The 25,551-nt window shown below is 70.7% G+C and carries 27 protein-coding genes, 3 tRNA genes and 1 pseudogene; 23 read left to right on the top strand and 8 right to left on the bottom strand.

The genetic code is table 11. From position 1 onward, the window contains the following. Positions 1 to 236: 236 nt before the first annotated feature. The 3 genes from AB0M70_RS27140 to AB0M70_RS27130 form a co-directional block, all read right to left on the bottom strand. Positions 237 to 896 carry a response regulator transcription factor gene (locus tag AB0M70_RS27140; RefSeq protein ID WP_365823807.1) on the bottom strand — a complete coding sequence of 220 codons (660 nt, stop codon included), beginning with the start codon at positions 894 to 896 and terminating at the stop codon, positions 237 to 239. Between the two features lie 220 nt (positions 897 to 1,116). Further along, positions 1,117 to 2,475 (bottom strand): sensor domain-containing protein, encoded by a 1,359-nt coding sequence (locus AB0M70_RS27135; protein WP_365823613.1) that lies wholly within the window; start codon positions 2,473 to 2,475, stop codon positions 1,117 to 1,119. Positions 2,476 to 2,611: 136 nt separating this feature from the next. After that, positions 2,612 to 3,889 (bottom strand): sensor domain-containing protein, encoded by a 1,278-nt coding sequence (locus tag AB0M70_RS27130; RefSeq protein ID WP_365823611.1) that lies wholly within the window; start codon positions 3,887 to 3,889, stop codon positions 2,612 to 2,614. Between the two features lie 185 nt (positions 3,890 to 4,074). Between AB0M70_RS27130 and AB0M70_RS27125 the strand changes: the two genes are divergently transcribed. The 13 genes from AB0M70_RS27125 to AB0M70_RS27065 all read left to right on the top strand — a co-directional run bounded on the left by AB0M70_RS27125 (position 4,075) and on the right by AB0M70_RS27065 (position 15,800). Then, a complete protein-coding gene (locus AB0M70_RS27125) occupies positions 4,075 to 4,464 on the top strand; it encodes an NADH-quinone oxidoreductase subunit A (RefSeq protein WP_160506614.1) in 390 nt (129 codons plus the stop codon). Then, positions 4,455 to 5,132, top strand: a complete 678-nt coding sequence (locus AB0M70_RS27120; protein WP_365823609.1) for an NADH-quinone oxidoreductase subunit B family protein — start codon at positions 4,455 to 4,457, stop codon at positions 5,130 to 5,132. Before AB0M70_RS27125 ends, AB0M70_RS27120 begins: the two co-directional genes overlap by 10 nt. Beyond that, a complete protein-coding gene (locus AB0M70_RS27115) occupies positions 5,129 to 6,214 on the top strand; it encodes an NADH-quinone oxidoreductase subunit C (protein WP_365823607.1) in 1,086 nt (361 codons plus the stop codon). The genes AB0M70_RS27120 and AB0M70_RS27115 overlap by 4 nt, the downstream gene beginning before the upstream one ends. Further along, positions 6,211 to 7,179: a complex I subunit 1 family protein gene (locus tag AB0M70_RS27110; RefSeq protein WP_365823605.1), complete on the top strand. Its 969-nt coding sequence runs from the start codon at positions 6,211 to 6,213 to the stop codon at positions 7,177 to 7,179. Before AB0M70_RS27115 ends, AB0M70_RS27110 begins: the two co-directional genes overlap by 4 nt. Beyond that, the gene (locus AB0M70_RS27105; protein WP_365823603.1) at positions 7,180 to 7,740 is read left to right on the top strand and encodes an NADH-quinone oxidoreductase subunit I; all 561 of its coding nucleotides are present in this window, start codon (positions 7,180 to 7,182) and stop codon (positions 7,738 to 7,740) included. After that, positions 7,737 to 8,378: an NADH-quinone oxidoreductase subunit J gene (locus AB0M70_RS27100; protein ID WP_365823601.1), complete on the top strand. Its 642-nt coding sequence runs from the start codon at positions 7,737 to 7,739 to the stop codon at positions 8,376 to 8,378. Before AB0M70_RS27105 ends, AB0M70_RS27100 begins: the two co-directional genes overlap by 4 nt. Further along, entirely contained in the window at positions 8,378 to 8,803 is a 426-nt protein-coding gene (nuoK, locus tag AB0M70_RS27095) for an NADH-quinone oxidoreductase subunit NuoK (protein WP_365823599.1), read from the top strand. Before AB0M70_RS27100 ends, nuoK begins: the two co-directional genes overlap by 1 nt. Beyond that, the gene (locus AB0M70_RS27090; RefSeq protein ID WP_365823597.1) at positions 8,800 to 10,794 is read left to right on the top strand and encodes an NADH-quinone oxidoreductase subunit L; all 1,995 of its coding nucleotides are present in this window, start codon (positions 8,800 to 8,802) and stop codon (positions 10,792 to 10,794) included. The genes nuoK and AB0M70_RS27090 overlap by 4 nt, the downstream gene beginning before the upstream one ends. Positions 10,795 to 10,800: 6 nt before the next feature. Next, on the top strand, positions 10,801 to 12,426 hold the full coding sequence (locus AB0M70_RS27085; protein ID WP_365823595.1) for an NADH-quinone oxidoreductase subunit M: 1,626 nt from the start codon (positions 10,801 to 10,803) through the stop codon (positions 12,424 to 12,426). Beyond that, a complete protein-coding gene (locus AB0M70_RS27080) occupies positions 12,423 to 13,961 on the top strand; it encodes an NADH-quinone oxidoreductase subunit N (RefSeq protein WP_365823593.1) in 1,539 nt (512 codons plus the stop codon). The genes AB0M70_RS27085 and AB0M70_RS27080 overlap by 4 nt, the downstream gene beginning before the upstream one ends. Positions 13,962 to 14,147: 186 nt before the next feature. Next, positions 14,148 to 15,011, top strand: a complete 864-nt coding sequence (gene htpX / locus AB0M70_RS27075; RefSeq protein ID WP_363212716.1) for a zinc metalloprotease HtpX — start codon at positions 14,148 to 14,150, stop codon at positions 15,009 to 15,011. Next, complete coding sequence (locus tag AB0M70_RS27070; RefSeq protein WP_365823591.1) at positions 15,008 to 15,400, top strand: YccF domain-containing protein; 393 nt, start codon at positions 15,008 to 15,010, stop codon at positions 15,398 to 15,400. Before htpX ends, AB0M70_RS27070 begins: the two co-directional genes overlap by 4 nt. A gap of 133 nt (positions 15,401 to 15,533) precedes the next feature. Beyond that, positions 15,534 to 15,800, top strand: a complete 267-nt coding sequence (locus AB0M70_RS27065; RefSeq protein WP_363212714.1) for a GlsB/YeaQ/YmgE family stress response membrane protein — start codon at positions 15,534 to 15,536, stop codon at positions 15,798 to 15,800. Positions 15,801 to 15,946: 146 nt separating this feature from the next. Here AB0M70_RS27065 and AB0M70_RS27060 read toward each other — a convergent pair whose 3' ends face one another. Beyond that, positions 15,947 to 16,435: a YajQ family cyclic di-GMP-binding protein gene (locus AB0M70_RS27060; protein WP_055564526.1), complete on the bottom strand. Its 489-nt coding sequence runs from the start codon at positions 16,433 to 16,435 to the stop codon at positions 15,947 to 15,949. Positions 16,436 to 16,637: 202 nt separating this feature from the next. Here AB0M70_RS27060 and AB0M70_RS27055 point away from each other — a divergent pair. After that, positions 16,638 to 16,719 (top strand) — tRNA-Tyr (locus AB0M70_RS27055). 86 nt (positions 16,720 to 16,805) lie between these two features. Continuing rightward, positions 16,806 to 17,030 carry a hypothetical protein gene (locus AB0M70_RS27050; protein WP_365823805.1) on the top strand — a complete coding sequence of 75 codons (225 nt, stop codon included), beginning with the start codon at positions 16,806 to 16,808 and terminating at the stop codon, positions 17,028 to 17,030. Between the two features lie 39 nt (positions 17,031 to 17,069). On the opposite strand, the gene AB0M70_RS27045 is transcribed toward AB0M70_RS27050, so the two are convergent. From AB0M70_RS27045 to AB0M70_RS27035, 3 genes are all read right to left on the bottom strand, one after another. After that, on the bottom strand, positions 17,070 to 17,447 hold the full coding sequence (locus AB0M70_RS27045) for a nuclear transport factor 2 family protein (RefSeq protein ID WP_365823588.1): 378 nt from the start codon (positions 17,445 to 17,447) through the stop codon (positions 17,070 to 17,072). 109 nt (positions 17,448 to 17,556) lie between these two features. Next, positions 17,557 to 18,213 (bottom strand): NAD(P)H-binding protein, encoded by a 657-nt coding sequence (locus AB0M70_RS27040; RefSeq protein ID WP_365823586.1) that lies wholly within the window; start codon positions 18,211 to 18,213, stop codon positions 17,557 to 17,559. A 74-nt stretch (positions 18,214 to 18,287) separates the two neighbouring features. After that, positions 18,288 to 19,592 (bottom strand): amidohydrolase family protein, encoded by a 1,305-nt coding sequence (locus tag AB0M70_RS27035; RefSeq protein ID WP_365823584.1) that lies wholly within the window; start codon positions 19,590 to 19,592, stop codon positions 18,288 to 18,290. 411 nt (positions 19,593 to 20,003) lie between these two features. Between AB0M70_RS27035 and AB0M70_RS27030 the strand changes: the two genes are divergently transcribed. The 8 genes and pseudogenes from AB0M70_RS27030 to AB0M70_RS26995 all read left to right on the top strand — a co-directional run. After that, positions 20,004 to 20,076 (top strand) — tRNA-Thr (locus AB0M70_RS27030). A 48-nt stretch (positions 20,077 to 20,124) separates the two neighbouring features. After that, positions 20,125 to 20,197 (top strand) — tRNA-Met (locus AB0M70_RS27025). A 91-nt stretch (positions 20,198 to 20,288) separates the two neighbouring features. Continuing rightward, positions 20,289 to 20,453 (top strand): 50S ribosomal protein L33, encoded by a 165-nt coding sequence (rpmG, locus tag AB0M70_RS27020; RefSeq protein WP_004571794.1) that lies wholly within the window; start codon positions 20,289 to 20,291, stop codon positions 20,451 to 20,453. Between the two features lie 97 nt (positions 20,454 to 20,550). Beyond that, the gene (locus tag AB0M70_RS27015; protein ID WP_365823581.1) at positions 20,551 to 21,015 is read left to right on the top strand and encodes a MaoC family dehydratase N-terminal domain-containing protein; all 465 of its coding nucleotides are present in this window, start codon (positions 20,551 to 20,553) and stop codon (positions 21,013 to 21,015) included. A gap of 4 nt (positions 21,016 to 21,019) precedes the next feature. Then, positions 21,020 to 21,448: a MaoC family dehydratase gene (locus tag AB0M70_RS27010; RefSeq protein WP_365823579.1), complete on the top strand. Its 429-nt coding sequence runs from the start codon at positions 21,020 to 21,022 to the stop codon at positions 21,446 to 21,448. A gap of 137 nt (positions 21,449 to 21,585) precedes the next feature. Then, positions 21,586 to 22,143, top strand: a complete 558-nt coding sequence (locus AB0M70_RS27005) for a TetR/AcrR family transcriptional regulator (RefSeq protein WP_365823577.1) — start codon at positions 21,586 to 21,588, stop codon at positions 22,141 to 22,143. 86 nt (positions 22,144 to 22,229) lie between these two features. Then, entirely contained in the window at positions 22,230 to 23,693 is a 1,464-nt protein-coding gene (locus AB0M70_RS27000) for an MFS transporter (protein ID WP_365823575.1), read from the top strand. A 63-nt stretch (positions 23,694 to 23,756) separates the two neighbouring features. Then, positions 23,757 to 24,827 (top strand): annotated as a pseudogene (locus AB0M70_RS26995) (UDP-N-acetylmuramate dehydrogenase); the annotation flags it as partial. A 16-nt stretch (positions 24,828 to 24,843) separates the two neighbouring features. Here AB0M70_RS26995 and AB0M70_RS26990 read toward each other — a convergent pair. Continuing rightward, positions 24,844 to 25,476 (bottom strand): NAD(P)H-binding protein, encoded by a 633-nt coding sequence (locus tag AB0M70_RS26990; RefSeq protein ID WP_365823573.1) that lies wholly within the window; start codon positions 25,474 to 25,476, stop codon positions 24,844 to 24,846. Positions 25,477 to 25,551 lie beyond the last annotated feature (75 nt).

Genomic DNA, 25,551 nt, shown 5'->3' with positions numbered 1-25,551 from the left:
GTAAGGGTCGCCTTCCTGGGGTTGATCGCATGACGGACGCACTTTTGAGACGCTGGAATGCCCCGTTTCGTCATGGTCTGCCTCGCCCTCCGGCCCGACATGGAAGACGCCCCCCACTCATCCTTTGGTTCTAGGACTGTTCTCCGTGCTCGTGTCTCCGTGCTCAAGCGGTGTGCTCATGCGGTGTGCTCATGTGGTTGCCGCTGTTGCCAAATAATTGACAGGGTGTCAGATTGCTAGGAGTTGAGGTAGGTGAGAACCGCGAGGACGCGCCGGTGATCCCCGTCGCTCTGGGAGAGCCCCAGCTTCAGGAAGATGTTGCTGACGTGCTTCTCGACCGCGCCGTCACTCACCACCAACTGCCGTGCCACCGCCGAGTTCGTCCTGCCCTCGGCCATCAGACCGAGTACCTCGCGTTCGCGAGGTGTAAGCCCCGCGAGGACGTCCTGCTTGCGGCTGCGGCCCAGCAGCTGCGCCACGACCTCCGGGTCGAGCGCCGTGCCGCCCTGCGCCACACGCACCACGGCGTCCACGAACTCGCGCACCTCGGCGACCCGGTCCTTGAGCAGATAGCCGACGCCACGGCTGGACCCGGCGAGCAGTTCGGTGGCGTACTGCTCCTCGACGTACTGGGAGAGGACGAGCACCCCGAGCCCCGGGAACTGGTGGCGCAGGTGCACCGCGGCCCGTACGCCCTCGTCGGTGTGCGTCGGCGGCATCCGCACGTCAGCGACGACCACGTCGGGCAGCGCGCCCGCGGCCGACAGGTCGTTGATCGTCTTGATCAGCGCGTCCGCGTCGCCGACCCCCGCGACGACGTCGTGCCCGCGGTCGGTCAGCAACCGGGTCAGGCCCTCTCTGAGCAGCACCGAATCCTCGGCGATGACGACCCGCACTTTGTCCTCCACGTTCACGGCCCCCCGGCATATGTGGTTCTGGTTGTCCCCCGGCACCTCAGTATCGCGCGTACGAACGCCGGCGAAGGGCGTAACGGCGTTCGCGGGCAACCGCTTGCCCTGTACTCACTCGTCGCGGACACGGCAGCACCCACCCGGCCTCCCCCGCGCTGCGGGGCGACCGGGTGGGTGAGCGCGGAGGGAGATCCGCGGCAGGACCCTAGGCCCGCCAGGGCAACTCGGCCGTCACCGTCGTGGGCCCGCCCACCGGCGAATCCACCACCAGGATTCCGTCGACCGCGTCGAGCCGCTCGGCGAGCCCGGCAAGACCGGAACCGCCGGTCACGTCCGCGCCCCCGGCCCCGTCGTCGGTGACCTGGAGCATCAGCCGGTCCTCGACCTGCCACACGTCGACCGAGCCGTGGGACGCCCGCGCGTGCTTGCTGATGTTCTGCAGGAGCTCGGAGACCGTGAAGTACGCGATGCCCTCGATCGCGGCGGCAGGCCGCGCGGGCAGATCCACCTCGACCTGCACCGGAACCGTGCACCGGGCGGCGAGCGCGGAGAGCGCCGCGTCCAGGCCGCGGTCGGTCAGGACCGCCGGGTGGATGCCGCGGGCCAGGTCGCGCAGCTCCTGGAGGGCCACCTTCACCTCGCCGTGCGCCTCGCCCACCATGCGCGCCGCGGCCTCCGGGTCCTCGGTCAGCTTCTCCTTGGCCAGGCCCAGGTCCATGGCGAGCGCCACCAGGCGGGCCTGCGCCCCGTCGTGCAGGTCGCGCTCGATGCGGCGCAGGTCGGCGGCGGCCGTGTCGACGACGACACCGCGGTCCGACTCCAGCTCGACGACGCGCGTGGCCAGGCTCGACGGGCCGAGCAGACCGGCCACCATCACGCGGTCGACCGTGGTCAGGGCCCGGATGATCCAGGGCGTGGCGAGCGTGATCAGCAGGCCGGTGAGGGCGGTGACGCCGATCTCGAAGGGGTTGTCCAGGTAGACGCGGTGGCCGTCGTCGCCGTAGAGCTGGATGCCGTCCTGGCCGCCGTAGAGCGGGAAGAGCCACTGCCACAGCGGGTACGTGAGCATCGCCCAGCCGTACGTCCAGAAGACCACCGACACGGTGAAGGAGAAGACCGCCCAGGGCATGTGGAGGATGGAGTAGAGGACGTGCCGCCAGGAGACGCCGCTCTTGAGCACGGCGCCCATCCACGCCATGGGCCCGCCGCCGTTCTTGGGCCGCAGCGGCTCTGGGTCGGCCACCTCGACGCCCAGGAGCGCCCGCGCCCGCACCCGTTCGAGCGAGCCGAAGCCGCGGCAGGCGGCGAGCCCGGCGGCGAGCACCGGGATGCCGATGAACGTGATCAGCAGTCCGGCGCCGACCGACAGCATCGTGACCGCGAACACGAACGTGACGATGCTGATCGGCAGGCTCAGGAGCACATAGCCGAACTCCTTCCAGGCGCGCGCCTCGATCGGCGCCCGCAGCCCGGCCGGGAGACGGCGCCGCCGATCGTCGAGGTCGGATCCCCGGAACTCCGAACGGTCCATGCGTCCGTACTCCTGTCCGTACTCCGTGGCCATCGGTGTCGTCCGTTTCTGTGCGGTCGTGCGCTGCCTCTTGCGGGTCACGCGCTGGTTCGGCGTCGTATCTCAAGAGTGCTGGCCGCGGCAGATCCGGACCATGTGGTGCGTAGGTGTCTTCGACCGGGGGTTTTCCCTACCCCCGGGCCGCCTGTGCCGTCGGCTCCCGGTCCTGGTCCCGGTCGCGCCACGGCAGCTCCGCCGTGATCGTCGTGGGGCCGCCCTCCGGGGACTCGATCACGAACAGGCCGTCGACCGCGCCGAGCCGGTCCGCGAGCCCCGCCATGCCCGAGCCCCCGTCCAGACGCGCGCCGCCCCTGCCGTCGTCCCACACCTGGATGAGCAGCCGCTGGTCGGCCCGCCACACGTCCACGGACGCCGTACGGGCCCCGCTGTGCTTGCTGACGTTCTGCAGGAGCTCGGAGACCGTGAAGTACGCGATGCCCTCGATCGCGGCGGCCGGGCGCGCCGGCAGATCGGCGGTCACCTTCACCGGCACCGTGCACCGCGAGGCCACCGAGGACAGCGCCGCGTCCAGGCCGCGGTCGGTCAGGACCGCCGGGTGGATGCCGCGGGCCAGGTCGCGCAGCTCCTGGAGGGCGAGCTTCACCTCGCCGTGCGCCTCGTCGACCATCGCCGCCACGGTGTCGTCGGCCTGGCCCTCCAGGAGCTTCTCCTTGGCCAGGCCCAGCCCCATGGCGAGCGCCACCAGGCGGGCCTGCGCCCCGTCGTGCAGGTCGCGCTCGATGCGGCGCAGGTCGGCCGCGGCGGTGTCGACGACGACCCCGCGGTCCGACTCCAACTCCACGATGCGCCGCTCCAGTTCGTCGGAGGGCGAGAGCAGCCCGCGCGCCATCGCGCGGTCGGCGTTCGTCAGGCCGCGCACGATGTAGGGGAGCACCGGCCAGAGCACGAAGAGCCCGGTCAGGGTGACGGCGAAGGTCACCACGCCCCAGGGCAGCCGCATGAAGGAGTACAGCATCGTGCGCCAGCCCACCGGGTCCTTCAGGCTCCACCACAGCCAGCCGAAGAAGCCGCGCCCCCGCTGCTTGGGCATCGGGCTCGGCTCGTCGATCCACAGCCCGAGCAGAGCCCGCGCCCGCGCCCGCTCCGCCCTGCCGATCAGCCGGGCGCCGAGCAGCGCGCCCGCGAGCAGCGGCAGGCCGACGACCGTCACGGCGAGACCGCCGCCGGCGGCGAGCGTCACGACCACATAGACGAAACCGGCCACGCCGACCGGCAGATTGGCGAGAAGATGCGCGATCTCCCTCCAGGTCTGCGCGTCGTACGCCGCGAAGCGGGCGGGCGGCGGTGGCGAGGACGACGAGCGCGGCGAGGACGGCGGATGCGGCGAGGACGGCGGCTGTGGCGGGTACGCCGAAGACGTGGTCGAGGACATGGCGCGTGCGGTCATATGCGTCAGGGTGCACGGCTCGGCGCCGTGATGCCATGAGGAGGGCCGCCAGGACTCCCGGGGGATAACCCCACCCGATGCGTGACGCTCTGCTTACCTCACCTTTAGCAGGCCCTAGACTCCCGTGCGTACAGATCGTCGAACAGTGCTGAGTGTCAGAGGCGGTCAGGGAGTGAGGGGCTGACGTGCACGTGACGAACGTCGCGGCGAGCTACTACCAGTCGTACTCCGTCGTCGGACTGCTCGCCGTCGTCGGCGTGCTCTTCGTCGCCGTCGCCTTCGGCGCGGGGCGGCTGCTCAGGCCCGTCGTGCCGACACCCGAGAAGCTCCTGACGTACGAGTGCGGCGTCGACCCGGTCGGCGAGGGCTGGGCCCACACCCAGGTCCGCTACTACGTCTACGCGTTCCTCTACGTCATCTTCGCCGTCGACTCGATCTTCCTCTTTCCATGGGCGACGGTCTTCGCCGCGCCCGGCTACGGTGCGACGACGCTGGTGGAGATGTTCGTCTTCCTCGGCTTCCTGACCGTGGGCCTGCTGTACGCATACAAGAAGGGCGTCCTCACATGGACGTGACCCCGGAGCGTCCTCGCGCGGACGTGACCCCGGAGCCCGTGCTCCTGCCCGAGCCGACCGTGCTGTCCACGCCCGAGCCACAGAAGCTCGGCGTGCTCTCGCGGCTGGCCCCCGAGCCGATGAAGGTGGTCCTCAACTGGGGCCGCCGGTATTCGTTGTGGGTCTTCAACTTCGGCCTCGCCTGTTGCGCCATCGAGTTCATCGCCGCCTCCATGGCCCGGCACGACTTCATCCGGCTCGGCGTGATCCCGTTCGCGCCCGGCCCGCGCCAGGCGGACCTGATGGTCGTCTCCGGCACGGTCACGGACAAGATGGCCCCGGCCGTGAAGCGCCTGTACGAGCAGATGCCCGAGCCGAAGTACGTCATCTCCTTCGGCGCCTGCTCCAACTGCGGCGGCCCGTACTGGGATTCGTACGCGGTGACCAAGGGCGTCGACCAGATCATTCCGGTCGACGTCTACGTACCCGGCTGCCCGCCCCGGCCCGAGGCGCTGCTCCAGGGCATCCTCAAGCTCCAGGAGAAGATCGCGGCGGAATCGCTGGGGGAGCGGTACGGCAATGGCGGCAAGGACGGCAAGGCCAACCGGCCTTCGGCGGCCGCTTTGCAGAGCGGGCTCGTGAAGGCTCCGGTGCCGGGAGAGGCCGCGACGAAGGAGGAGCGGGCATGACCGGCTGGCTGCCGAGCCCCGTCGAGGAGCTCTTCGGCGCCGAGGCCACGGCGGAGGAGTCGTACGACCTCCTGACGGTCGACGTCCCGCCGAGCTCCTGGATCGCGGCGCTCGAAACCGCGCGCACGACGCTGACCTGCACCTACTTCGACTGGCTGAGCGCCGTCGACGAACCCGGCACGGGCTTCCACGTCTCGGCCCACGTCGTCGCCCTCTCTCCCGTACGTCGCCTCCTCGTCCGTACGACCGTCCCGCACGAGGCCCCTGTCCTGCCGACCGCGGTCGACGTCTACGCGGGCGCGGCCTGGCACGAGCGCGAGACGCACGAGATGTTCGGCGTCGCTTTCGAGGGCCACCCGCACCTCGTCCCGCTGCTGCTGCCGGACACCTTCGAAGGCCACCCCCTGCGCAAGGACTTCGTCCTGGCGGCCCGGGTCGCGAAGGCGTGGCCCGGCGCGAAGGAGCCGGGGGAGTCGGAGCACGGCGGGCCCAAGCGCCGCCAGATGCTGCCTCCCGGCGTACCCGACCCGAACGAATGGGGCCCCCTCAAGGGCCAACTCCCCGCAGCTCCCGCCCGCCCGGCCCGCGGCACCGCCCGCGCGGCGGGCGACCGCCCCGTACGCCGTGCGCGCACGGCGGGGGAGGGCTCGGCGAGCCAGGCCAGCCAGGCAACGCAGGCCACGCAGGCAACGGGCGCACAGCCGGAGGCACCGGCACCGGCACCGGCACCGCGCCGTTCGAGGAGCGTGAGCCAGGGGTCGGCTTCGCAGCGACCGGAGGGGGAGGGGCCCGCTGGGGCTGCTCCGGCCCCCGAGCCGAAGCCCGAGGCGGCTTCCGACGCCCCGTGGCACCAAGCCCGCCCGGCGTTCGAGGCGAGCGAGGAGACGAGCGAGAAGCCGGCACCGCCCACGGAAGCCGAGACCGGCACTGGTACCAGTACTGACCCTGCCAAGCCAGACCCTGCCAAGCCAGACCCTGCCAAGCCAGACCCGGCCAAGCCCGCCCCCGCCAAGCCAGACCCTGCCAAGCCCGCCCCCGCCAAGCCCGACGATGAAGCCGACCGCCCAGGAGGCTCGGAGTGACCGACGCGCTCGACGTCGCCCTGCGTCTCCTCATCGTCTTCGCCGTGTTCCTCGTCCTGCCCCTGGTCATCGGCCAGACCGAGCACAAGGTGATGGCCCACATGCAGGGCCGTCTCGGCCCCATGTACGCGGGCGGCTTCCACGGCTGGGCCCAGCTCGTCGCCGACGGCGTCAAGTTCGCGCAGAAGGAAGACGTCGTACCGGCCGAGGCCGACCGCCGCATCTTCCAGCTCGCCCCCGCCATCGCCCTGCTGCCGTACCTCCTCGTCCTGGTCGCCATCCCCATCGGCCCGAGCGAAGGCGCCGTCGGTCAACTCGTCGACGCGGGCATCTTCTTCGTGCTCGCGGTCATGGGCGTCGGCGTACTCGGCTCGCTCATGGCGGGCTGGGCCAGCGCCAACAAGTTCTCCCTCCTCGGCGGCCTGCGCACCGCCGCCCAGCTCCTGGCGTACGAACTCCCGATGCTGCTCGCCGCGGCCTCGGTCGCGATGGCCGCCGGGACGGTGTCACTGCCCGGCATCCTGAACGCCTTCGAGTGGTGGTGGCTGCCGTGGCAGATCGTCGGCGCCCTCGTCTTCTTCGTCGCGGGCCTCGCCGAACTGCAGCGCCCGCCCTTCGACATGCCGGTCGCCGACTCGGAGATCATCTTCGGTGCGTACACCGAGTACACCGGCCTGCGCTTCGCCCTCTTCCTCCTCGCCGAGTACGCCGGAATCGTCGTCCTCTGCGGCCTCACCACCGTCCTCTTCCTCGGCGGCTGGCACGGCCCCTGGGGTGCCGACGGCCTCGGCTGGGTCTGGACCCTCCTGAAGACGGGACTGCTCGCCTTCGTCGTGATCTGGCTGCGCGTCAGTTACCCCCGTCTCCGCGAGGACCAGCTCCAGGAGCTCTCCTGGACCCTCCTCGTCCCGCTCGCCCTCGCGCAGATCGCGCTCACCGGAATCGTGAAGGTGGCGATCAACTAAATGGCTCCGATCCCTGGCAGCGGCCTCGCCAAGGGCCTTGCCGTCACCCTCCGCACGATGACGAAGAAGACCGTCACCGAGCAGTACCCGGAGCACCAGCCCGAACTCCCGCCCCGCACCCGGGGCGTCATCGGGCTCTTCGAGGAGAACTGCACGGTCTGCATGCTCTGCGCCCGCGAGTGCCCGGACTGGTGCATCTACATCGACTCCCACAAGGAGACGGTCCCGCCGGCCGTCGAGGGCGGCCGCGAGCGCAGCCGCAACGTCCTCGACCGTTTCGCCATCGACTTCTCCCTCTGCATGTACTGCGGCATCTGCATCGAGGTCTGCCCCTTCGACGCACTGTTCTGGTCCCCGGAGTTCGAGTACGCCGAGACCGACATCCACGAACTCACCCACGAGCGCGACAAGCTCCGCGACTGGATGTGGACGGTCCCAGCCCCGCCGGCCCTGGACCCCGCGGCCGAGGAACCCAAGGAGATCGCCACCGCCCGCAAGGCGGCGGAGAAGCTCGCCGCGGCGCAGGAAGCCGAAGCCGCCGGCCAGGAGGGGTCCCTGTGAACCTCGCAGCCAACGCCCCCCAAGGCTTCCTCTCCCCGACGGGCGTGGAGATCGCCTTCCTCCTCGTCGGCCTCGTCACCCTCGGCTCGGCGATCGTCACCGTCACCACGAAGCAGCTGGTGCACGCCGCCCTGTGGCTCGTGGCGACGCTGGGCGGCCTGGCCGTCGAGTACCTCCTGCTCACCGCCGAGTTCATCGCCTGGGTACAGGTCCTGATCTATGTCGGCTCCGTCGTCGTCCTCCTCCTGTTCGGTCTGATGCTCACGCGGGCCCCCATCGGCCGCTCCCCGGACGCCGATTCGGGCAACCGCCCGGTCGCGCTCGCGGTGGCCGTCCTCGCGGCGGCCGCCCTGGTCTGGGTCGTCGTCGACGCCTTCCGGACGACCTGGATCGACCTCGACCGCGCCGCCGACGAGGCCCAGGGCTCCACCGCGGTGACCGGAGAGTTCCTCTTCCAGCACTGGGTGCTGCCCTTCGAGGCGCTCTCGGTCCTGCTCCTGGCCGCCCTGGTCGGCGCGATCGTCCTCTCCCGCAGGAACGCCCGCATGACCCGCCTGAACGACACCCCCGGCGACACCCGCACGAACGGTGCCTCCAGCGACGCCCCCAGCGCCCCCAGCGACAAGGAGCAGCGCTGATGCACCTCGCCTATCCCGCGGTCCTGGCCGCCCTCCTCTTCTGCGTGGGCCTGTACGGAGTGCTCGCCCGCCGCAACGCGATTTTGGTCCTGATGTCCGTCGAGCTCATGCTCAACGCCGTCAACCTCAACCTGGTCGCCTTCGACGTCTGGCTCCGCGACGCCCTCCACTCCGGCCAGGCCCTGACCCTCTTCACCATCGCCATCGCCGCCGCGGAGATCGGCATCGGCCTCGCGATCGTCCTGGCCGTCTACCGCAACCGCGGCTCCTCCGCCGTCGACGACCTCCGCGACACCGCCGAGGGCCCCGACGACGACCCCGACGACGATCCCGGGAACGCCGGGGACTCCGAGGGCGCCGCCGGAGAAGAGCCCGCCCCGGCCAAGTCCTCGCAGAAGTCGCAGAAGGCTGAGGCCACCGCGTGACCACGACCACCCTCGCCGTACTCGTCCCCCTCCTGCCGTTCCTCGGCGCCGTCGCCGGCCTGCTGCTCGGCCGCACCGTCCCGGGCCTCGTACGTCCCCTCGCGGTGCTGCCCACCCTGGCGGCGCTGGTCATCGCCGTCATGGTCGCCGCCCGCCACGGCGGCGGCGCCGACATCGACTCCGCCACCGAGCTCACCCCGACCGGCTCGGTCCCCATCGAACTCGCCCTGCACATCGACGGCTTCGCCGCCCTCGTCGCCGTCCTCGTCGGCGTCGTCGCCTCCTGCGTGCAGATCTACTCGACGGGCTACCTGCGCGACGACCCGCGCTACCCCTCGTACGCCGCTCTCGTCTCCCTCTTCACCTCCGCGATGCTGCTCGTCGTCTACTCCGGCGACCTGATGGTGCTCCTGGTCGGCTGGGAGATCATGGGCATCTGCTCGTACTTCCTCGTCGGCCACTACTGGGAGACGCCCGAAGCCCGCGCGGCCTCCCTCAAGGCCTTCCTGGTCACCAAGCTCGGCGACGTCCCCTTCCTGATCGGCCTGTTCGCGCTCGCCGTCGACGCCGGTTCGTTCCGCATCACGACCGTCCTCGCGACGGTCGCGGGCGGCGGACTCGACCACCCGACGCTGATCGCCCTGCTGCTCCTCGCCGGTGTGGCGGGCAAGTCCGCGCAGTTCCCGCTGCACACCTGGCTGCCCGACGCGATGGCCGGCCCCACCCCCGTCTCCGCGCTCATCCACGCCGCGACGATGGTCGCCGCCGGTGTCTACTTCGTCGCCAGGCTCCTCCCGGTCTTCGCCGCCTCGTCGGCGGCGCTGGTCGTCCTCGCCGTCATGGCCGCCGTCACGATGGCGGGTTCGGCTCTCGCCGCGCTCGCCCAGGACGACATCAAGCGCGTCCTCGCGTACTCGACGATCGGCCAGCTCGGCTATCTGACCGGCGCTCTCGCCGTCGGCGACCGCGGTGCCGCCGTCTTCCATCTCCTCTCGCACGGCGCCTTCAAGGCGCTCCTCTTCCTCGGCGCCGGCGTGATCATCCACGCCGCCGGCACCAACTCCCTCGCCGCCATGTCCCGCATGAAGGGCCTGCGCGACCGGGTCCCCGACGCCTTCTGGACGATGACCGTGGCGCTCCTCGCGCTCGCCGCGATCCCGCCGTTCAGTGGCTTCTTCTCCAAGGAAGCCGTCCTGGGCGCCGCCGAGCACGCGGCCACCGGCCACTCCGAGACCGCGCCGACCGCGGCGGGCTGGATCGTCCTGATCGCCGGCCTCCTCACCGCCCTCCTCACCGCCGCCTACGCGACGCGACTTTGGCTGCTCGCCTTCAACGGCAAGGGCCCCGAAGCCCCGCACCACGGCCCCCAGCCCCTCACCATGACCGCCGTGCTCTGGGTGCTCGCCGTCCCCTCACTGGCCTTCGGCCTGACCGTCGGCGTCCTGCCGGACTGGTTCGACGGGCACTCGCTCGCCCCGACTCTCACCACCTCCGTCCTCGGCACGGGACTCGCCCTGGTCGGCGGGCTCGTCACGTACGGGGCGTGGCGTCACACCACGGCGCTCGCCGCCCGCCACCCGATGGGCGCGGTCGCCGCCGACGCGGGAGCCGACGGAGGCCTGGTCGAAGCCGAGGCCATCGCCTCGCACGCCCCCGTCTACGGAGACGTGGCCGCCGCTCACGACCCGGCCGACCCCGGCCGCCTCCTGCTCGGCCCGCTGCACCGGCACGCCGCCGTCGGCTTCCATCTCGACGCCGTCTACGCCGCGCTGTTCGTGCGCCCCGTCCAGGCCGCCGCGCGCCTCGTCCGGTTCCTCGACCGCGAGGTCGTCGACACGTACGTACGCGGCGCGGGCACCGCACCCCGCTGGCTCGGCGCGGCCGTCCGCCGCGCGCAGACCGGCAACGTGCAGACCTACCTGAGCGCGCTGCTCGCAGGCACCGTCGTCCTGGCTGTAGCCGCCGTCCTCGTCGCCACCGCCGGAGCGTGAGCAGCCGTGATCGATATCAGTGAATCCGTGATGCAGCTTCTTCTCGCGTTGATCGTGGTCGGCCCGCTCATCGGTGCCGTGGCGGCTCTCCTGCCCGCCCCGCCCGGACTGAAGGGAAAGTCGCCCGACCAGGCCGTGCTGCGCCACGGCGTGTTCGTCACCGGCGCCATCCTCATCGCAGCGATCGTCCTCGCGCTCGGCTTCGACCATGACCACCCGTCAAAGATGCAGGCCACGACCGACATCAGCTGGATCCCCGCACTCGACGTGCGCATCCACCTCGGCATCGACGGCATCTCGCTCCCCCTCCTGGTCCTGACCGCGCTCCTGACCTTCCTCTGCGCGCTGTACTCCTACTTCAAGCTGCCTCCGGGCCCGTCTCCCAAGGCATTCGTCGCGCTGATCCTCGTGCTCGAGTCCGGCACCCTCGCGACCTTCGCCGTCCTCGATCTGCTGCTGTTCTTCCTGGCGTTCGAGATGGTCCTCATCCCGATGTACTTCCTCATCGCACGCTGGGGCGGCGCCCAACGCACGCAAGCCGCCTGGAAGTTCATCCTCTACACGCTTCTCGGCTCCGTCGTGATGCTGCTCGGTCTCCTCCTCATCGGCCTCAAGTCCGGCACCTTTGACATGGTGGCACTCGCCACTGACAACGGCCGGGGCCTGACCACATCCGTGCAGGTCATCGCCGTTCTGGCGATCGGGATCGGGCTCGCGGTCAAGACGCCGATGTGGCCGCTGCACAGCTGGCTGCCGGACGCGCACACCGCCGCGCCCACCGTCGGCTCGGTCCTGCTGGCCGGCGTGCTGCTGAAGATGGGCACGTACGGCTTCGTCCGGATCCTGCTGCCGATCACGCCCGACGGAATGCACACCTTCGCGCCGTACCTCGCGGCCTTCGCGGTCGTCGGGATCATCTACGGTTCGCTGGCCTGCCTCGCCCTCGCCAAGCAGGGCGCGAAGGGCGACCTCAAGCGCCTCATCGCGTACTCGTCCGTGGGCCACATGGGCTTCGTGCTCCTCGGCATCTCGACGATGAGCCCGACCGGAGTGAACGGCGCGCTGTTCGCCAACATCGCGCACGGCCTCATCACCGGCCTGCTGTTCTTCCTCGTCGGCGCGCTGAAGGACCGCACCGGCACCAGCGACCTCGACACCCTCGCGCAGGAATCGGGCGCCGCGCTCTACGGCAAGGCGCCCCGCCTCGGCGGCCTCCTCGCCTTCGGCGCCGTCGCCTCGCTGGGCCTGCCGGGCCTCGCCGGGTTCTGGGGCGAGATGCTCGCCCTGTTCGGCGCGTTCAAGCCCGCCGAAGGACTCAGCCGCCCGGCCTTCCTCACCTTCATGGCGATCGCCGCCGTCGGCACCCTGCTCACCGCCGCGTACATGCTCATCGTCGTACGCCGCGTCTGCATGGGCCCGATGCCTAAGAAGTCTCAGGAGTCTCAAGAGCCGCAGGGGTCCCAGGGCGCCGCCAAGTCCGAAACCCCGGCGCTCGCCGACGTCCAGGGCTATGAGTTCGCCGCCTGGACCCCGCTCGTCGCCCTCACCGTCCTCGCCGGACTCTGGCCCGCCGCTCTGCTCGGCCTCACCGACCCGGCCGTGCAGCAGCTCCTCTCAGGAGGCAAGTCGTGACCGTGGCCGCCGAAAGCGCCGCCGACGTCGTCCAGTCCGTCGACTGGCTCGCGATCGCTCCGCCCACCATCGCGGCGGTGGTCGGTCTTCTGGTGCTCGTCGCCGACCTCTTCGTGGGCGACAAGAAGAAGGCGCTGCTCGGCTGGGTCTCCGTGGCGGGTCTCGCCGTGGCCGCGCTCTCCCTGCTGCCGATCCTGAACGACGACCGGTCGACCTTCTGCCTGACCGGTGGCGCGGAGGCCTGCAGCTACACCGCCGACCGCTTCACGCTCGTCATCCAACTGCTCGTCATCGGCGGCGCCCTGCTGGCGGCGCTGCTCTCGATCAGCACCCTCAAGGACGCGAACGGCACCGGCAAGGAGCTCCCCGAAGGGGAGTTCTGGTTCCTGCTGCTCTCCTCCGCCGCGGGCGCCGCACTGCTGCCCGCCTCGCGCGACCTCGCCACGCTCGTCGTCGCCCTGGAAGTGGCCTCCCTGCCCGCCTTCGCGCTCGTCGGCCTCAGGCACGGCGACAAGCGGTCCTCCGAAGCGGCCCTTAAGTTCTTCCTCTCCTCCGTCACCGCGACCGCCGTGACGCTGATGGGCGTCAGCTTCGTGTACGCCGCGACCGGCACCCTGCACCTCACGGAGATCGCCGAGGAGCTCCAGCACGTCGACGGACAGCTGGACACGCTCGCCCAGACCGGCGTCGCCCTCACCCTCGTCGGCTTCGCCTTCAAGGTCGCCGCCGTGCCCTTCCACTTCTGGGTGCCCGACACCTACGTAGGCGCGCCCTTGCCCGTCGCCGCGTATCTCTCCGTGGTCGGCAAGGCGGTCGGCTTCACCGGCCTGATCCTCGTCACCGTCGTCGCCTTCCCCTCGTACGCCGACGTATGGGGGCCGGCACTGGCCGTGCTGGCCGCCCTCACCATGACCGCGGGCAACGTGGCGGCGCTGCGCCAGCAGTCCACGCGCGCGTACAGCGCGGTACGTCTGCTCGCCTGGTCCTCGGTCGGCCAGGCGGGATACCTCCTGGTGCCGATCGCCGCCGCCGGATACGCCGACAACCCCGCCGAGGCCGAGAAGGCCGTAGGCTCCACCGTCGCGTACGCCCTGATGTACGCGGCCGTGAACCTCGGGGCGTTCGCCGTAGCCGCGCTCGTCGGCCGCACGCAGCGCCTGAACCGCGTCAGCGACTACCGCGGCCTGTACGCGAGAAGCCCCCTCGCGGCCCTGGTGCTCGGCTTCTTCCTGCTCTGCCTGGCGGGCCTGCCGCCGGGCATCATCGGCCTCTTCGCGAAGGTCACCGTCTTCTCGGCGGCCGTCGACGCGGGCCTCGGCTGGCTCGCCGTGGTGATGGCCGTGAACGTAGTGATCGCCCTCTTCTACTACCTCCAGTGGACCGCGCTGCTCTTCCGCGCCCCCGAGGGCGAGCCGGCCAAGCACCGCGTCCCGGCCCCCCTGACGGCGGCCATCGCCCTCACCGCGGTCCTCGGCATCGCGCTCTCCGGCGCGCCGCAACTCGTCCTGAGGTTCTCCGACACCGGCCTCTTCTGACGGGCCCCCTTCTCCAGAAGGCCGCTCGGGTGTCACCCGAGCGGCCCACACCGCTCCGGCGCCGCTCCTGCGCGCACAAGGGAACTAGTGCTCCCCGCCTGGCGTTGACCAGTACGGGAGGGTCCACTGAAGAGTGGAAGCACCAGCAGACAGAGGGTTCCCCCACGCACCACAGGAGGGCGTACCGTGCACCGCCGGCACAACGGGCTGAAGACCGCCGTACTCCTCGGGGGACTGTCCGCTCTCATCCTCGTCATCGGCAGTTTCTTCGGACGTACGGGCTTGATCGTCGCGCTCTTCGTGGCGCTCGGCACCAACGCGTACGCGTACTGGAACAGCGACAAGCTCGCCCTGCGCGCCATGCGCGCGCGCCCGGTGAGCGAATTCGAGGCACCCCAGCTCTACCGCATGGTCCGCGAGCTCTCGACACAGGCCCGCCAGCCCATGCCCCGCCTCTACATCTCGCCCACCGAGGCGCCCAACGCGTTCGCGACGGGCCGCAATCCGCGCAACGCCGCGGTGTGCTGCACCGACGGCATCCTGCGCCTCCTGGACGAGCGCGAGCTGCGGGGCGTCATCGGCCACGAGCTCAGCCACGTCTACAACCGCGACATCCTGATCTCGTCGGTCGCCGGCGCGCTCGCCTCGGTGATCATGTTCCTCGTCAACTTCGCCTGGCTGATCCCGATCGGCAGGTCGAACGACAACGAGGGCCCCGGCATCTTCGGCATGCTCCTGATCATGCTCCTCGGCCCGCTCGCGGCTTCCATCATCCAGCTCGCGATCAGCCGCTCCAGGGAGTACGAGGCCGACGCGTCCGGCGCACAGCTCACCGGGGACCCCCTGGCCCTGGCGAGCGCCCTGCGCAAGCTCGACGCGGGGACGAAGCAGCTTCCGCTGCCGCCCGAGCCACGCCTTGAGACGGCAAGTCACATGATGATTGCGAACCCTTTCCGTCCGGGGCAGGGCATGTCCAAGATGTTCTCCACGCATCCGCCGATGGCGGAGCGCATTGCCCGGCTCGAGCAGATGGCAGGTCGCCAACAGTGAAGACAATCCTGAACGTCATTTGGCTCGTCCTGTGCGGCTTCTGGATGTTCCTCGGCTATCTCCTGGCCGGGGTGCTCCTGTGCATCACGATCATCGGGATCCCCTTTGGAGTCGCCAGCTTCCGCATCGGGCGCTATGCCCTGTGGCCCTTCGGATACACGACAGTTGAGCGCCGCGACGCCGGCGCGCCCTCCTGCATCGTGAACGTCCTGTGGCTGATCCTCGCGGGCTGGTGGCTCGCGCTCGGCCACATCGTGACCGGCTTTCTCCTGTGCGTCACGATCATCGGCATCCCGCTGGGCGTCGCCAACTTCAAGCTGATTCCGGTGTCGTTGATGCCCCTCGGCCGCGAAATCGTGCGTACGGACCAGCCGTTCGCCGCACGCTGACGCACCCTCCGGGCCGTGCCGCACCGCGGCGCGGCCCGTGTGTCATACGCCGCATCAAGCTGACCACCGCAACCGCGCCCCGCTCCCGTGACGTCCTTCCGGACAACAGCACGACGAGGGGCAGGTACACCGCATGGGCATCATCAGCTGGATCGTTCTGGGGCTGATCGCGGGTGTCGTCGCCAAAATCCTGCTGCCCGGCCGGGACCCGGGTGGCTTCATCGGCACGACCGTCATCGGCATCGCGGGCGCCTTCATAGGCGGCTGGATCTCCGCCCGCTATCTCGACCGCCCGATAGCCACCGACGTCTACGACGGCGCCACCTGGGCGGCGGCGATCGGCGGCTCGCTGGTCCTGCTCGTCGCCTACCGCATCCTCTTCGGCCACTCGCGTCGCTGAGCCATCCGCGCCCCCGAGGCGTCGGTCCCCCGATCTGCGGCCAGCAGCAAGGGCGGGCACCCCAAGAGGGTGCCCGCCCTTCGGCGTCGTACGACGAGCGGCCGGGTGGAGCGGCCAGCAGTACTTACTGGCGCACTCACCGGCAATCAGCGGTAGTTGACGAACTGCACCGCGAAGTCGAAGTCCTGCCCCTTGAGCAGCGCCTGTACGGCCTGCAGGTCGTCACGGCTCTTCGAGCTGACCCGCAGCTCGTCGCCCTGGACCTGCGCCTTGACGCCCTTGGGGCCCTCATCGCGGATGATCTTGGCGACCTTCTTCGCGTTCTCCTGGGAGATGCCCTCTTCGATCGAGGCGAAGATCTTGTATTCCTTGCCCGACAGCTGCGGCTCGCCCGCGTCCAGCGACTTCAGCGAGATGCCGCGCTTGATCAGCTTGGACTGGAAGATGTCGAGGATCGCCTTGACCCGCTCCTCGCCGTTCGCCTCCATCAGGATCTTCTCGCCGGACCAGGCGATGGAGGCGCCCGTGCCCTTGAAGTCGTAGCGCTGCGAGATCTCCTTGGCGGCCTGGTTGAGGGCGTTGTCGACCTCCTGCCGCTCGACCTTCGAGACGATGTCGAAACTGGAGTCGGCCATGTCCTGTGGCTCCTTGTATCGGGGTCTGCGTACTCGGCTGGTGCACGGCCTTCGGTCCCTGGCCGCATCCGCAAAGCCTAGCCACCGCCCCCATGCCGGGGGCCGATCAATCGGGTGGCGAAGCACCCCTGTCCATCAGGTATCGTTTACGTCGTTGCCACGGAGCGCCGCCCCAAAGCGGACGTCTTCAGGCAGCGACCCAGGCGGTGTGCCCGAGCGGCCAAAGGGAGCAGACTGTAAATCTGCCGGCTCAGCCTTCCCAGGTTCGAATCCTGGCGCCGCCACACGAAGGAGACCCTCTCCGGTCTTGCGGAAACGCAAGTCGGAGGGGGTCTTTTCGTACGCTGAGGGCATGTCGTCGATGCCAGCCATGCCGTCCTCAGCGCGCCGCAGGAACTGCCCCGAGTGCCGCCGTGACATCGCGGTCGTCGCAGGGCGGTTCGCCCGGCACGATCCGCCGGGCTCGGGCCCGCGCGGCAGCGGTGACCTCGTCTCGTGCCCCGGTTCGCGCAGGCAGGCCGTGCTGGGCGCCGCACAGCCCGCTCTGGACGGTTACGCGGTCCCGGACTTCCCCGGGCAGCTCCCGCTGTTCTGAGGCGCTCCCACGGGCCTCCAGGGCGCGCGGTCAGGGCGGTCACCGCTGGCGTACGTCCATCCGGCTCACCAGGCCGTCGTCCCGGAACGTGTAGACGTGCTCGACCGTCGTCGGCGCCCAGTGGTCGCCTGTCTCGTCCCGCAGCCCCGGCCGCACGGTCGCCACGACTCGCCGCCCGTCGTCGTCGAGCCGCAGCCGCTCCAGGTGCACCAGGGGGTGCATCACCGCGAACTGCCGTGCCCAGTAGGCGCGGACCGCAGCGATGCCCCGGGCGCGGGTGTTGTCCAGGAGGTTGGGCCAGTCCACGTCGGGGGCCAGCGAGCGCGGTATGAACGCATCGCGCTCTTCGGTACTGAAGACGGCGTACATCTGCCGCAAGAGGGCTTCCTGCGCGGCGGGCACATCGGAAGCAGGCATGGCGTTCCTCACGTAGGCAGTGCCTCCAGCCAAGCACCGCCCCGGCCGCGGGACATCCCTCAGAGGGCCGACATCTCGCCGTCAGAGGACAAGCACCGCCGTACGGACGTCAGTTGCCCGCTACGGACTTGACCGCCACGGACACGGGAGTGGAACCGCTCACCAGCTCCAGCGTCAGGCCCGCCGTCGCCGACGAGTCGACCAGTTCGGCGAGGACCGCGGCCACGTCGTCACGCGGGATCGGCCCGCGCCCGGTCGACGCCTCCAGGCGCACGAGACCGGTGCCCGCGTCGTCCGTCAGCATGCCGGGGCGCAGGATCGTCCAGTCCAGGGCCTTGCGGCCGCGTACGGAAGCGTCGGCCTCGCCCTTGGCGCGCAGATAGGCGTCGAAGATCTCGTCGCCCTGGTGCGCGGGGTCCGCGCCCATCGACGACACGACGACATAGCGCCGTACGCCCGCGCGCTCGGCGGCGTCGGCGAAGAGCACGGCGGCGTCGCGGTCCACGGTGTTCTTGCGGTCGGCGCCGCTGCCCGGCCCCGCGCCCGCGGCGAAGACGGCCGCGTCGGCGCCTTCCAAAAGCCCGGCCACCTCGTCGACGGACGCCGATTCCAGGTCGCACAGCGCCGCTTCGGCACCCGCGTCCCGCAGATCGGCCTCCTGCCCGCTTCTGCGGATGATCCCGACGACCTCGTCACCCCGCCCGGCGAGCAACCGCTCGAGCCGCAGCGCGATCTGACCATGACCTCCAGCGATGACAATGCGCATGTCTCCGACCGTACGACAGCTCCCGCGTGATCGCCCCGCGCACGCGGGAGCACGGCAGGACGCGTCGCCCGCGCTCAGGAGGGTTCCGCGCCCTTCGCCCGGCCAGGACCGCTCCCGTTCGCGCGGCCCTGCCGGGGCAGGTCGAGCGCCACGGCGGCCGCCGAGTCGCAGTACTCCCGCACCGCGCTCGTCCGTGCCACCACGCGCCCCCGGTGCACCACGATGCGGCTGTACGCGAGCGAGAGCGCCCCCGCGAGATGGTCGCCCCGCACCGCGAGCAGCTCCGCGGGGAACCCCGCCTCCACCCGGACTTGGGCGAGCCCCATCGCGGCTCGTGCCGCGGAGCTGACCGCGCCGTACGCCTCCTCGGGGCGCAGTCCGCACCGCGAGGCCAGCAGATAGGCGGCCTCCAGCGGGTCCCCGCGCCCCACGGGGTTCGACACGTCCCGCATGGCCCCGCTGCCCGCCGCGACCCGCACCCCGGCCGCCCGGAGCAGCCGCACCGGTGCCACCGCTCCCCGCCGCTCCACGCTCCCGCACCCGCCCTGCGGCAGGCACACCACCGTCACGCCGGCCGCCGCCAGCTGCTCCGCGGTCCGCCCGGCCACGTCCGACGGCAGCCGCCCGAGCCCGCCGCACGGCCCGATCGTCACCCCGGGGCGCAGCCCGCCCGCCATCGCGGCGAGCCGCCCGAGCCGCGCCGGATCGCTGCCGTCCGTGTGCAGGTCGACGGGGCAGCCGTGCTCGGCGGCGACCTCGAGGACCGCCTCCACATAGCCGGTCGGATCGGGGTCCAGGTCGGGGCAACCGCCCACTACGGAGGCGCCCATCTTCACCGCGTCCCGCAGCATCGCGAGCCCGTCGGCGCCGGCCACCCCGGTCAGCAGGCGCGGCACGGCCACGGCCGCCAGGTCGACCAGACCGCGCAGCGAACGCCGGGCCTGGAGCACCGCTTCCATCGACGTGAGACCGGGGACGTCGCCGATCCGCACGTGCGAGCGCAGCGCCGTCGCGCCGTGCCCGAGCTGCAGGAGGGCGGCCTCGGTGGTCCGGCGCTGGACGTCGGCGACCTCGTACGCGACGGGGCCCTCGGCGTCCGCGGACAGGGCCGTGTCGCTGTGTGCGTGCGGTTCGGCCGCGGCCGGCAGCAGGAGGTAGCCGCCGAGGTCCACGCGCGTGCCGTGCGCGGTCAGGCTGCCCGCCGTGCCGACCGCCTCGATGCGCCCGGAGCCGAGCCGCACGTCCACGGTCCTGCCGTCGGTCAGCCGGGCGCCGCACAGGAGCAGCGCGGAGGCGTCGCCGTCGTCACCTGAGGAGCCGGAAGAGCCGGAAGAGCCGGAGGGCCCGGAGGAGGGGGGCTGCGGCTGGCTGTCGGGCATCGCGCTCCTGAGGCTCGGGGGCGGCTGCGGGGCCTGGCGTCATCCGGGACGGAGGCGTCCGGGACGAAAACGTCCAAGATCACGCAGAGTGGGTCGAGCCTAGGGCGACGACCGGCCCTCTTCGAGGAGGAGCCAAATAGTCGTACCGGCGTGGTGCGGGCCTCCGAAGAGGCCCGGTGGGGGATGCCGAACCGGTGTGGTGGTGGATGCCGATCCGGTGTCACGGGAGGGGCCGAACCGGCGCCACGGGAGGGGCCGAACCGGCGCCACGGGAGGGGCCGAACCGGTGTGGCGCGAGGCGCCGAAGTGACGTGGTGAGGCGCCCGGGACGCCTGCCGAGATGCCCCCGGACAGCCCCGGCGAAACGGATTTGGGCGATCGGCGACCGACCGTGTAATGTCTTCATCGCTCGCCCCAATAGCTCAGTCGGTAGAGCGTCTCCATGGTAAGGAGAAGGTCTGCGGTTCGATTCCGCATTGGGGCTCTGATGTCGAGTGATCCTCGCCCTCGGGCGGGGGGATCCGGCATCTGCAGCGGTGTAGCTCAGTCGGTAGAGCAAGCGGCTCATAATCGCTGTGTCACCGGTTCAAGTCCGGTCACCGCTACTGATTTGGTAGCCGATTGTGGGGTCGGACCTTCGATCGGCTACTATTTTTTTGCGTTCATCCGTCCATCCGTCCGTCAAGGAGCACTCACGTGGCTGCCACAGACGTCCGCCCGAAGATCACGCTGGCCTGCGTGGAGTGCAAGGAGCGGAACTACATCACCAAGAAGAACCGGCGTAACGACCCGGACCGTCTTGAGATGAAGAAGCACTGCCCGCGCTGCAACGCGCACACTGCGCACCGCGAAACGCGCTAGACACAGGCTCGTACACGAGGCCGTCCCCGATTTCTGGGGGCGGCCTCGCGTCGTTTACCCACACCTGTTACCCATACCTGCAGGAGGTACCGAGTCCATGGCGCTCGACCAGTCCTTCGTGGGGCGGTCCTACCCGCCCACCGATCCCTATGAGGTCGGCCGGGAGAAGATCCGTGAGTTCGCCGAGGCGGTGGGCGACGCCAACCCCGCGTACACCGACGCGGAGGCCGCCAAGGCGCTCGGACACCCTGATGTGATCGCACCCCCGACCTTCGTGTTCGCCATCTCGTTCAAGGCCGCGGGGAAGGTCATCGAGGACCCTCAGCTGGGGCTCGACTACAGCCGTGTCGTGCACGGGGACCAGAAGTTCACGTACACCCGCCCGGTGCGCGCGGGGGACCGGCTGACGGTCACCTCGACCATCGAGGCCATCAAGTCGCTGGCGGGCAACGACATCCTGGACATCCGCGGCGAGGTCCACGACGAGGCCGGCGAGCACGTCGTGACCGCCTGGACCAAGCTCGTCGCGCGTGCGGCGGAGCCCGCGGCAGAGGGAGCGTGACGCGATGACCGCCAAGATTTCGTACGACAGCGTCGAGGTCGGCACCGAGCTGCCGCCCCAGAGCTTCCCTGTGACGCGTGCCACGCTCGTCCGTTACGCGGGCGCTTCCGGTGACTTCAACCCGATCCACTGGAACGAGAAGTTCGCGGTCGAGGTCGGCCTTCCGGACGTCATCGCGCACGGCATGTTCACCATGGCCGAGGCGATCCGCGTCGTGACCGACTGGGTGGGTGACCCGGCCGCCGTCGTCGAGTACGGCGTGCGCTTCACCAAGCCCGTCGTGGTCCCGAACGACGACAAGGGCGCGCTGATCGAGGTCAGCGCCAAGGTCGCCGTGAAGCTCGACGACAACCGGGTCCGGGTGGACCTGACGGCGATGAGCGCGGACCAGAAGGTGCTCGGCATGTCCCGCGCCGTGGTCCAGCTCGCCTGACGTTCACGCGCGGCCAGGAGTAGGTGAGTAAGGGGCATTCGCCGTGGGCGGGTGCCCCTTACTGATGCGCCGGGGCTTTCAGAGATCCGCGTACGCCGCCCTTGACTCAGGTAGTGATTGGCCACTAACTTAGTCCCATGGTCAGGATGAGTGCGGAGGAGCGGCGCGAGAGCGTCATCCGGGCGGCGATGACCGAGTTCGCCCGCGGTGGGTACAACGGCACGTCCACCGAGGTGATCGCCAAGCGGGTGGGCGTCTCGCAGCCGTATCTGTTCCGTCTCTTCCCGGGGAAGCAGGCCATCTTCCTCGCCGCGTCCGGGCGTTGCTGCCAGGAGGTCACCGAGGTCTTCAGGAAGGCGGCCGAGGGGCTCGAGGCGGAGGAGGCCCTCCACGCCATGGGTGTGGCCTATCAGGCGCTCATCGCCGATGACCCGGACAAACTCCTCATGCAGATGCAGATGTACGTCGCCGTGGCCTCCGCGGAGGCGTCCGGCGACCGGGAGTTCGGCGAGGCGCTGCGGGCCTCCTGGATGGAGATGTACGACACGGTCCGCCTCGCGCTGGGGGCGGACGTGGGTGAGGCGACGCAGTTCCTGGCGTACGGGATGCTGATCAACGTTCTGGTGTCGATGGGGTTCGGTCCCGATCACCGGGTGTGGGCCGGCTTCTACGAGTCGGCGCAGCCCAAGCAGTGAGTCGCGCGCTCCGGCGCGCGTTAGGGGGGTGCGTACTTTTGCGCCCACGAAAGTTAGTCATCAATAACTAACCACAGGGGAAAGCAATGTCACAGCAGCAGGAGCAACAGCAGAAGAGGAAGCCGGCACGGCGCGGGGAAGCGGCCTGGGCCCTCGCCATCACCAGCGTCGCCGGATTCATGGCGGCCCTCGACAACCTCGTCGTCACCACCGCCCTGCCCGCCATCCGCGAGGACTTCGGGGGAGCGTTGCACGACCTCGAATGGACGGTGAGCGCCTACACCCTCACCTTCGCCGTGCTGCTGATGTTCGGTGCGGCACTGGGCGACCGCTTCGGGCGCCGCAAGCTCTTCATCGTGGGCCTAGCGGTCTTCACCGGAGCCTCCGGCGCCGCGGCCCTCGCACCCGGCATCGAGGCGCTCATCGCCGCCCGTGCGGTCCAGGGCGTCGGCGCCGCGATCATGATGCCGCTGACGCTGACCCTGCTGACGGCGGCGGTACCGGCGGCGAAGCGCGGCATGGTCTACGGGATCTGGGGCGCGGTCAACGGCCTCGCGGTCGCCAGCGGTCCGCTCGTCGGCGGCAGCCTCACCGAACACGCCTCCTGGCAGTGGATCTTCTGGCTGAACGTCCCGCTCGGCGTCGCGCTGCTGCCGCTGGCCCGCCTGCGGCTCTCCGAGTCGCACGGCACCGGAGCACCGCTCGACATCACCGGAACGCTGCTGGCCAGCGGCGGCCTCTTCGGCATCGTGTACGCGCTGATCCGCGGCAACCTCGACGGCTGGACGAGCGCGACCGTCCTCGGCGGCCTGATCGGCGGCGGCGTGCTCCTGGCCCTCTTCGTGCGGCACGGCATCCGCGCCGAGAACCCGATGCTGCCGATGCGGCTCTTCCGAAGCCGGGCCTTCTCCGCGATCAACGCGGCGAGCCTCCTCATGTTCGTGGGGATGTTCGGCTCGATCTTCCTGCTCAGCCAGTTCCTGCAGATCGTCGTCGGCTACTCGCCCACCGAGGCCGGCCTGCGCATGCTGCCCTGGACGGGCATGCCGATGATCGTCGCGCCCATCGCGGGCTACCTCTCGGACCGGATCGGCGGCCGGGTCGTCGTGACGGCGGGCCTCGTGCTCCAGGCCGTCGGCCTCGCCTGGTTCGCGGCCGTCCTGGAGCCCGACGTATCGTACGCCGCCCAGCTTCCCGCCCTGATCATCAGCGGGGTCGGCATGGCGATGTACTTCGCTCCCGCCGCGAGCCTGGTGATGTCCAGCGTCCGCCCGTCCGAGCAGGGCATCGCGTCCGGCGCCAACAACGCCCTGCGCGAGGTCGGCGGCGCCCTCGGCATCGCGATCCTCGCCGCGGTCTTCTCCGCCCAGGGCGGCTACGGGCCCGCCCAGTACTTCGTGGACGGCCTCGTCCCCGCGCTCTGGATAGGCGCCGCCCTGGTCGCGGTGGGCGCGGTGGCGGCGGCGCTGCTGCCGGGGCGGACCGCAGCCGAGAAGCAGGCCGACCCCGCTAACGCGGTGACCGAGGAGCGCACCACGGCAGGTGTCTGAACCGGCCTCACCCCCTGCCGCCACCACGGTCCGTGGCCCCGCCCGAGCGGCGGGGCCACGGACCGTACTCTTGAGCACGTGCAGGAACTCCACGATGCCCCCCTCGCCCCGCTGACCACCTTCCGGCTCGGCGGTCCCGCGGCCCGTCTGATCACCGCGACGACCGACGCCGAGGTGATCGCCGCCGTCCGCGAAGCCGACGACTCCGGGACCCCGCTGCTGCTCATCGGCGGCGGCTCGAACCTGGTCATCGGAGACAAGGGCTTCGACGGCACCGCTCTGCGCATCGCCACGAAGGGCTTCGCGCTCGACGGCACGAAGCTGGAGCTTGCGGCCGGCGAGGTGTGGACCGACGCGGTGGCCCGCGTCGTGGAGGCCGGCCTCGCGGGCATCGAGTGCCTCGCTGGCATCCCGGGCTCCGCGGGCGCGACGCCGATCCAGAACGTGGGGGCGTACGGCCAGGAGGTCTCGGCGACCATCACCGAAGTGGTCGCGTACGACAGGAAGACCCACGAGACGGTCACCGTCGCGAACGCCGAGTGCGACTTCTCGTACCGCCACAGCCGTTTCAAGGCCGAGCCCGACCGCTTCGTGGTGCTGCGTGTCCGCTTCGACCTTGAGGACGCCCAGGGGATGAGCGCCCCCCTGAAGTACCCGGAGACGGCCCGCACGCTCGGCGTCCAGGCCGGAGACCGGGTGCCCGCGGCCGTCGCCCGTGAGACCGTCCTGAAGCTGCGCGCGGGCAAGGGCATGGTGCTGGACCCCGAGGACCACGACAGCTGGTCGGCCGGGTCCTTCTTCACCAACCCGATCCTCACCGAGGAGGAGTTCACCGCGTTCCACGCGCGCGTGGTGGACCGTCTCGGCCCGGACGTGGCGCCGCCCGCCTTCCCGACGGAGGACGGCCGCGTGAAGACCTCCGCCGCCTGGCTCATCGACAAGGCGGGCTTCACCAAGGGCTACGGAGAGGGCCCGGCGCGCATCTCCACCAAGCACACCCTCGCCCTGACCAACCGCGGCGGCGCGACCACCGAGGACCTGCTGGCCCTCGCCCGTGAGGTCGTCGCCGGCGTACGGGACGCCTTCGGGGTCACGCTGGTCAACGAGCCGGTGACGGTGGGCGTCAGCCTCTGAGCCCCCGGCGCGGCCCCTAGTAGGCCACGCCCACGCCCTGCTTCACCGTCCTCAGGTCGTCGACCGCCGCCAGCATCGCGTGCGCCACGTCGGCCCTGCCGATGAACCGCCCGCTGGTCGGCGTGCCCCCGACGACCTGGCGGTAGACGCCCGTGGCCGGCTTGTCCTGCAGCCTCGGCGGACGCACGGACGTCCAGTCCGTCGCGCTGGTCGCCAGCTCCGCCTCCATGGCCCGCAGGTCGTCGTAGACCGGCTTCAGGATCTTGCTGACCAGGGCGCCCGCGATCCGGTCGACCACCGTCTGGCGCTCGGGAGGAGGGCCCACCGGCGAGGCGCTCACCACCACCAGCCTGCGCACCCCCTCGGCCTCCATCGCGTGCAGCACCGAACGCGTGAGCGGCGCCGCGATCCCCGCGTCCGCCCTCTTGTGCGGCCCGAGCCCCGAGAGGACCGCGTCCCGTCCGGCCACCGCCGCCCGCAGGGCCTCCGGATCGGTCAGGTCGGCCCGGAACACCTCAAGGCCCTCGCCCGTCGCCTTCAGCCGCGCGGGATCACGCACGACTGCCGTGACCTCGTGGCCCGCCGCGAGCGCCTGCCTGACGATCTCCCCGCCGACCCCTCCGGTCGCACCGAACACCGTGAGCCTCATCGCACACCCTCCCCAGGTGGGTAAGTATTCACTCACCCCTAGGGTGAGTATCCGCTCACCTCTTCGTCAAGGTTC

The sequence above is a fragment of the Streptomyces sp. NPDC051214 genome (genome assembly GCF_040682375.1).
Lineage (GTDB): Bacteria > Actinomycetota > Actinomycetes > Streptomycetales > Streptomycetaceae > Streptomyces.
Note: the sequence above shows the minus strand (reverse complement) of the source record. Positions and strands in the feature narration are given on the sequence as shown.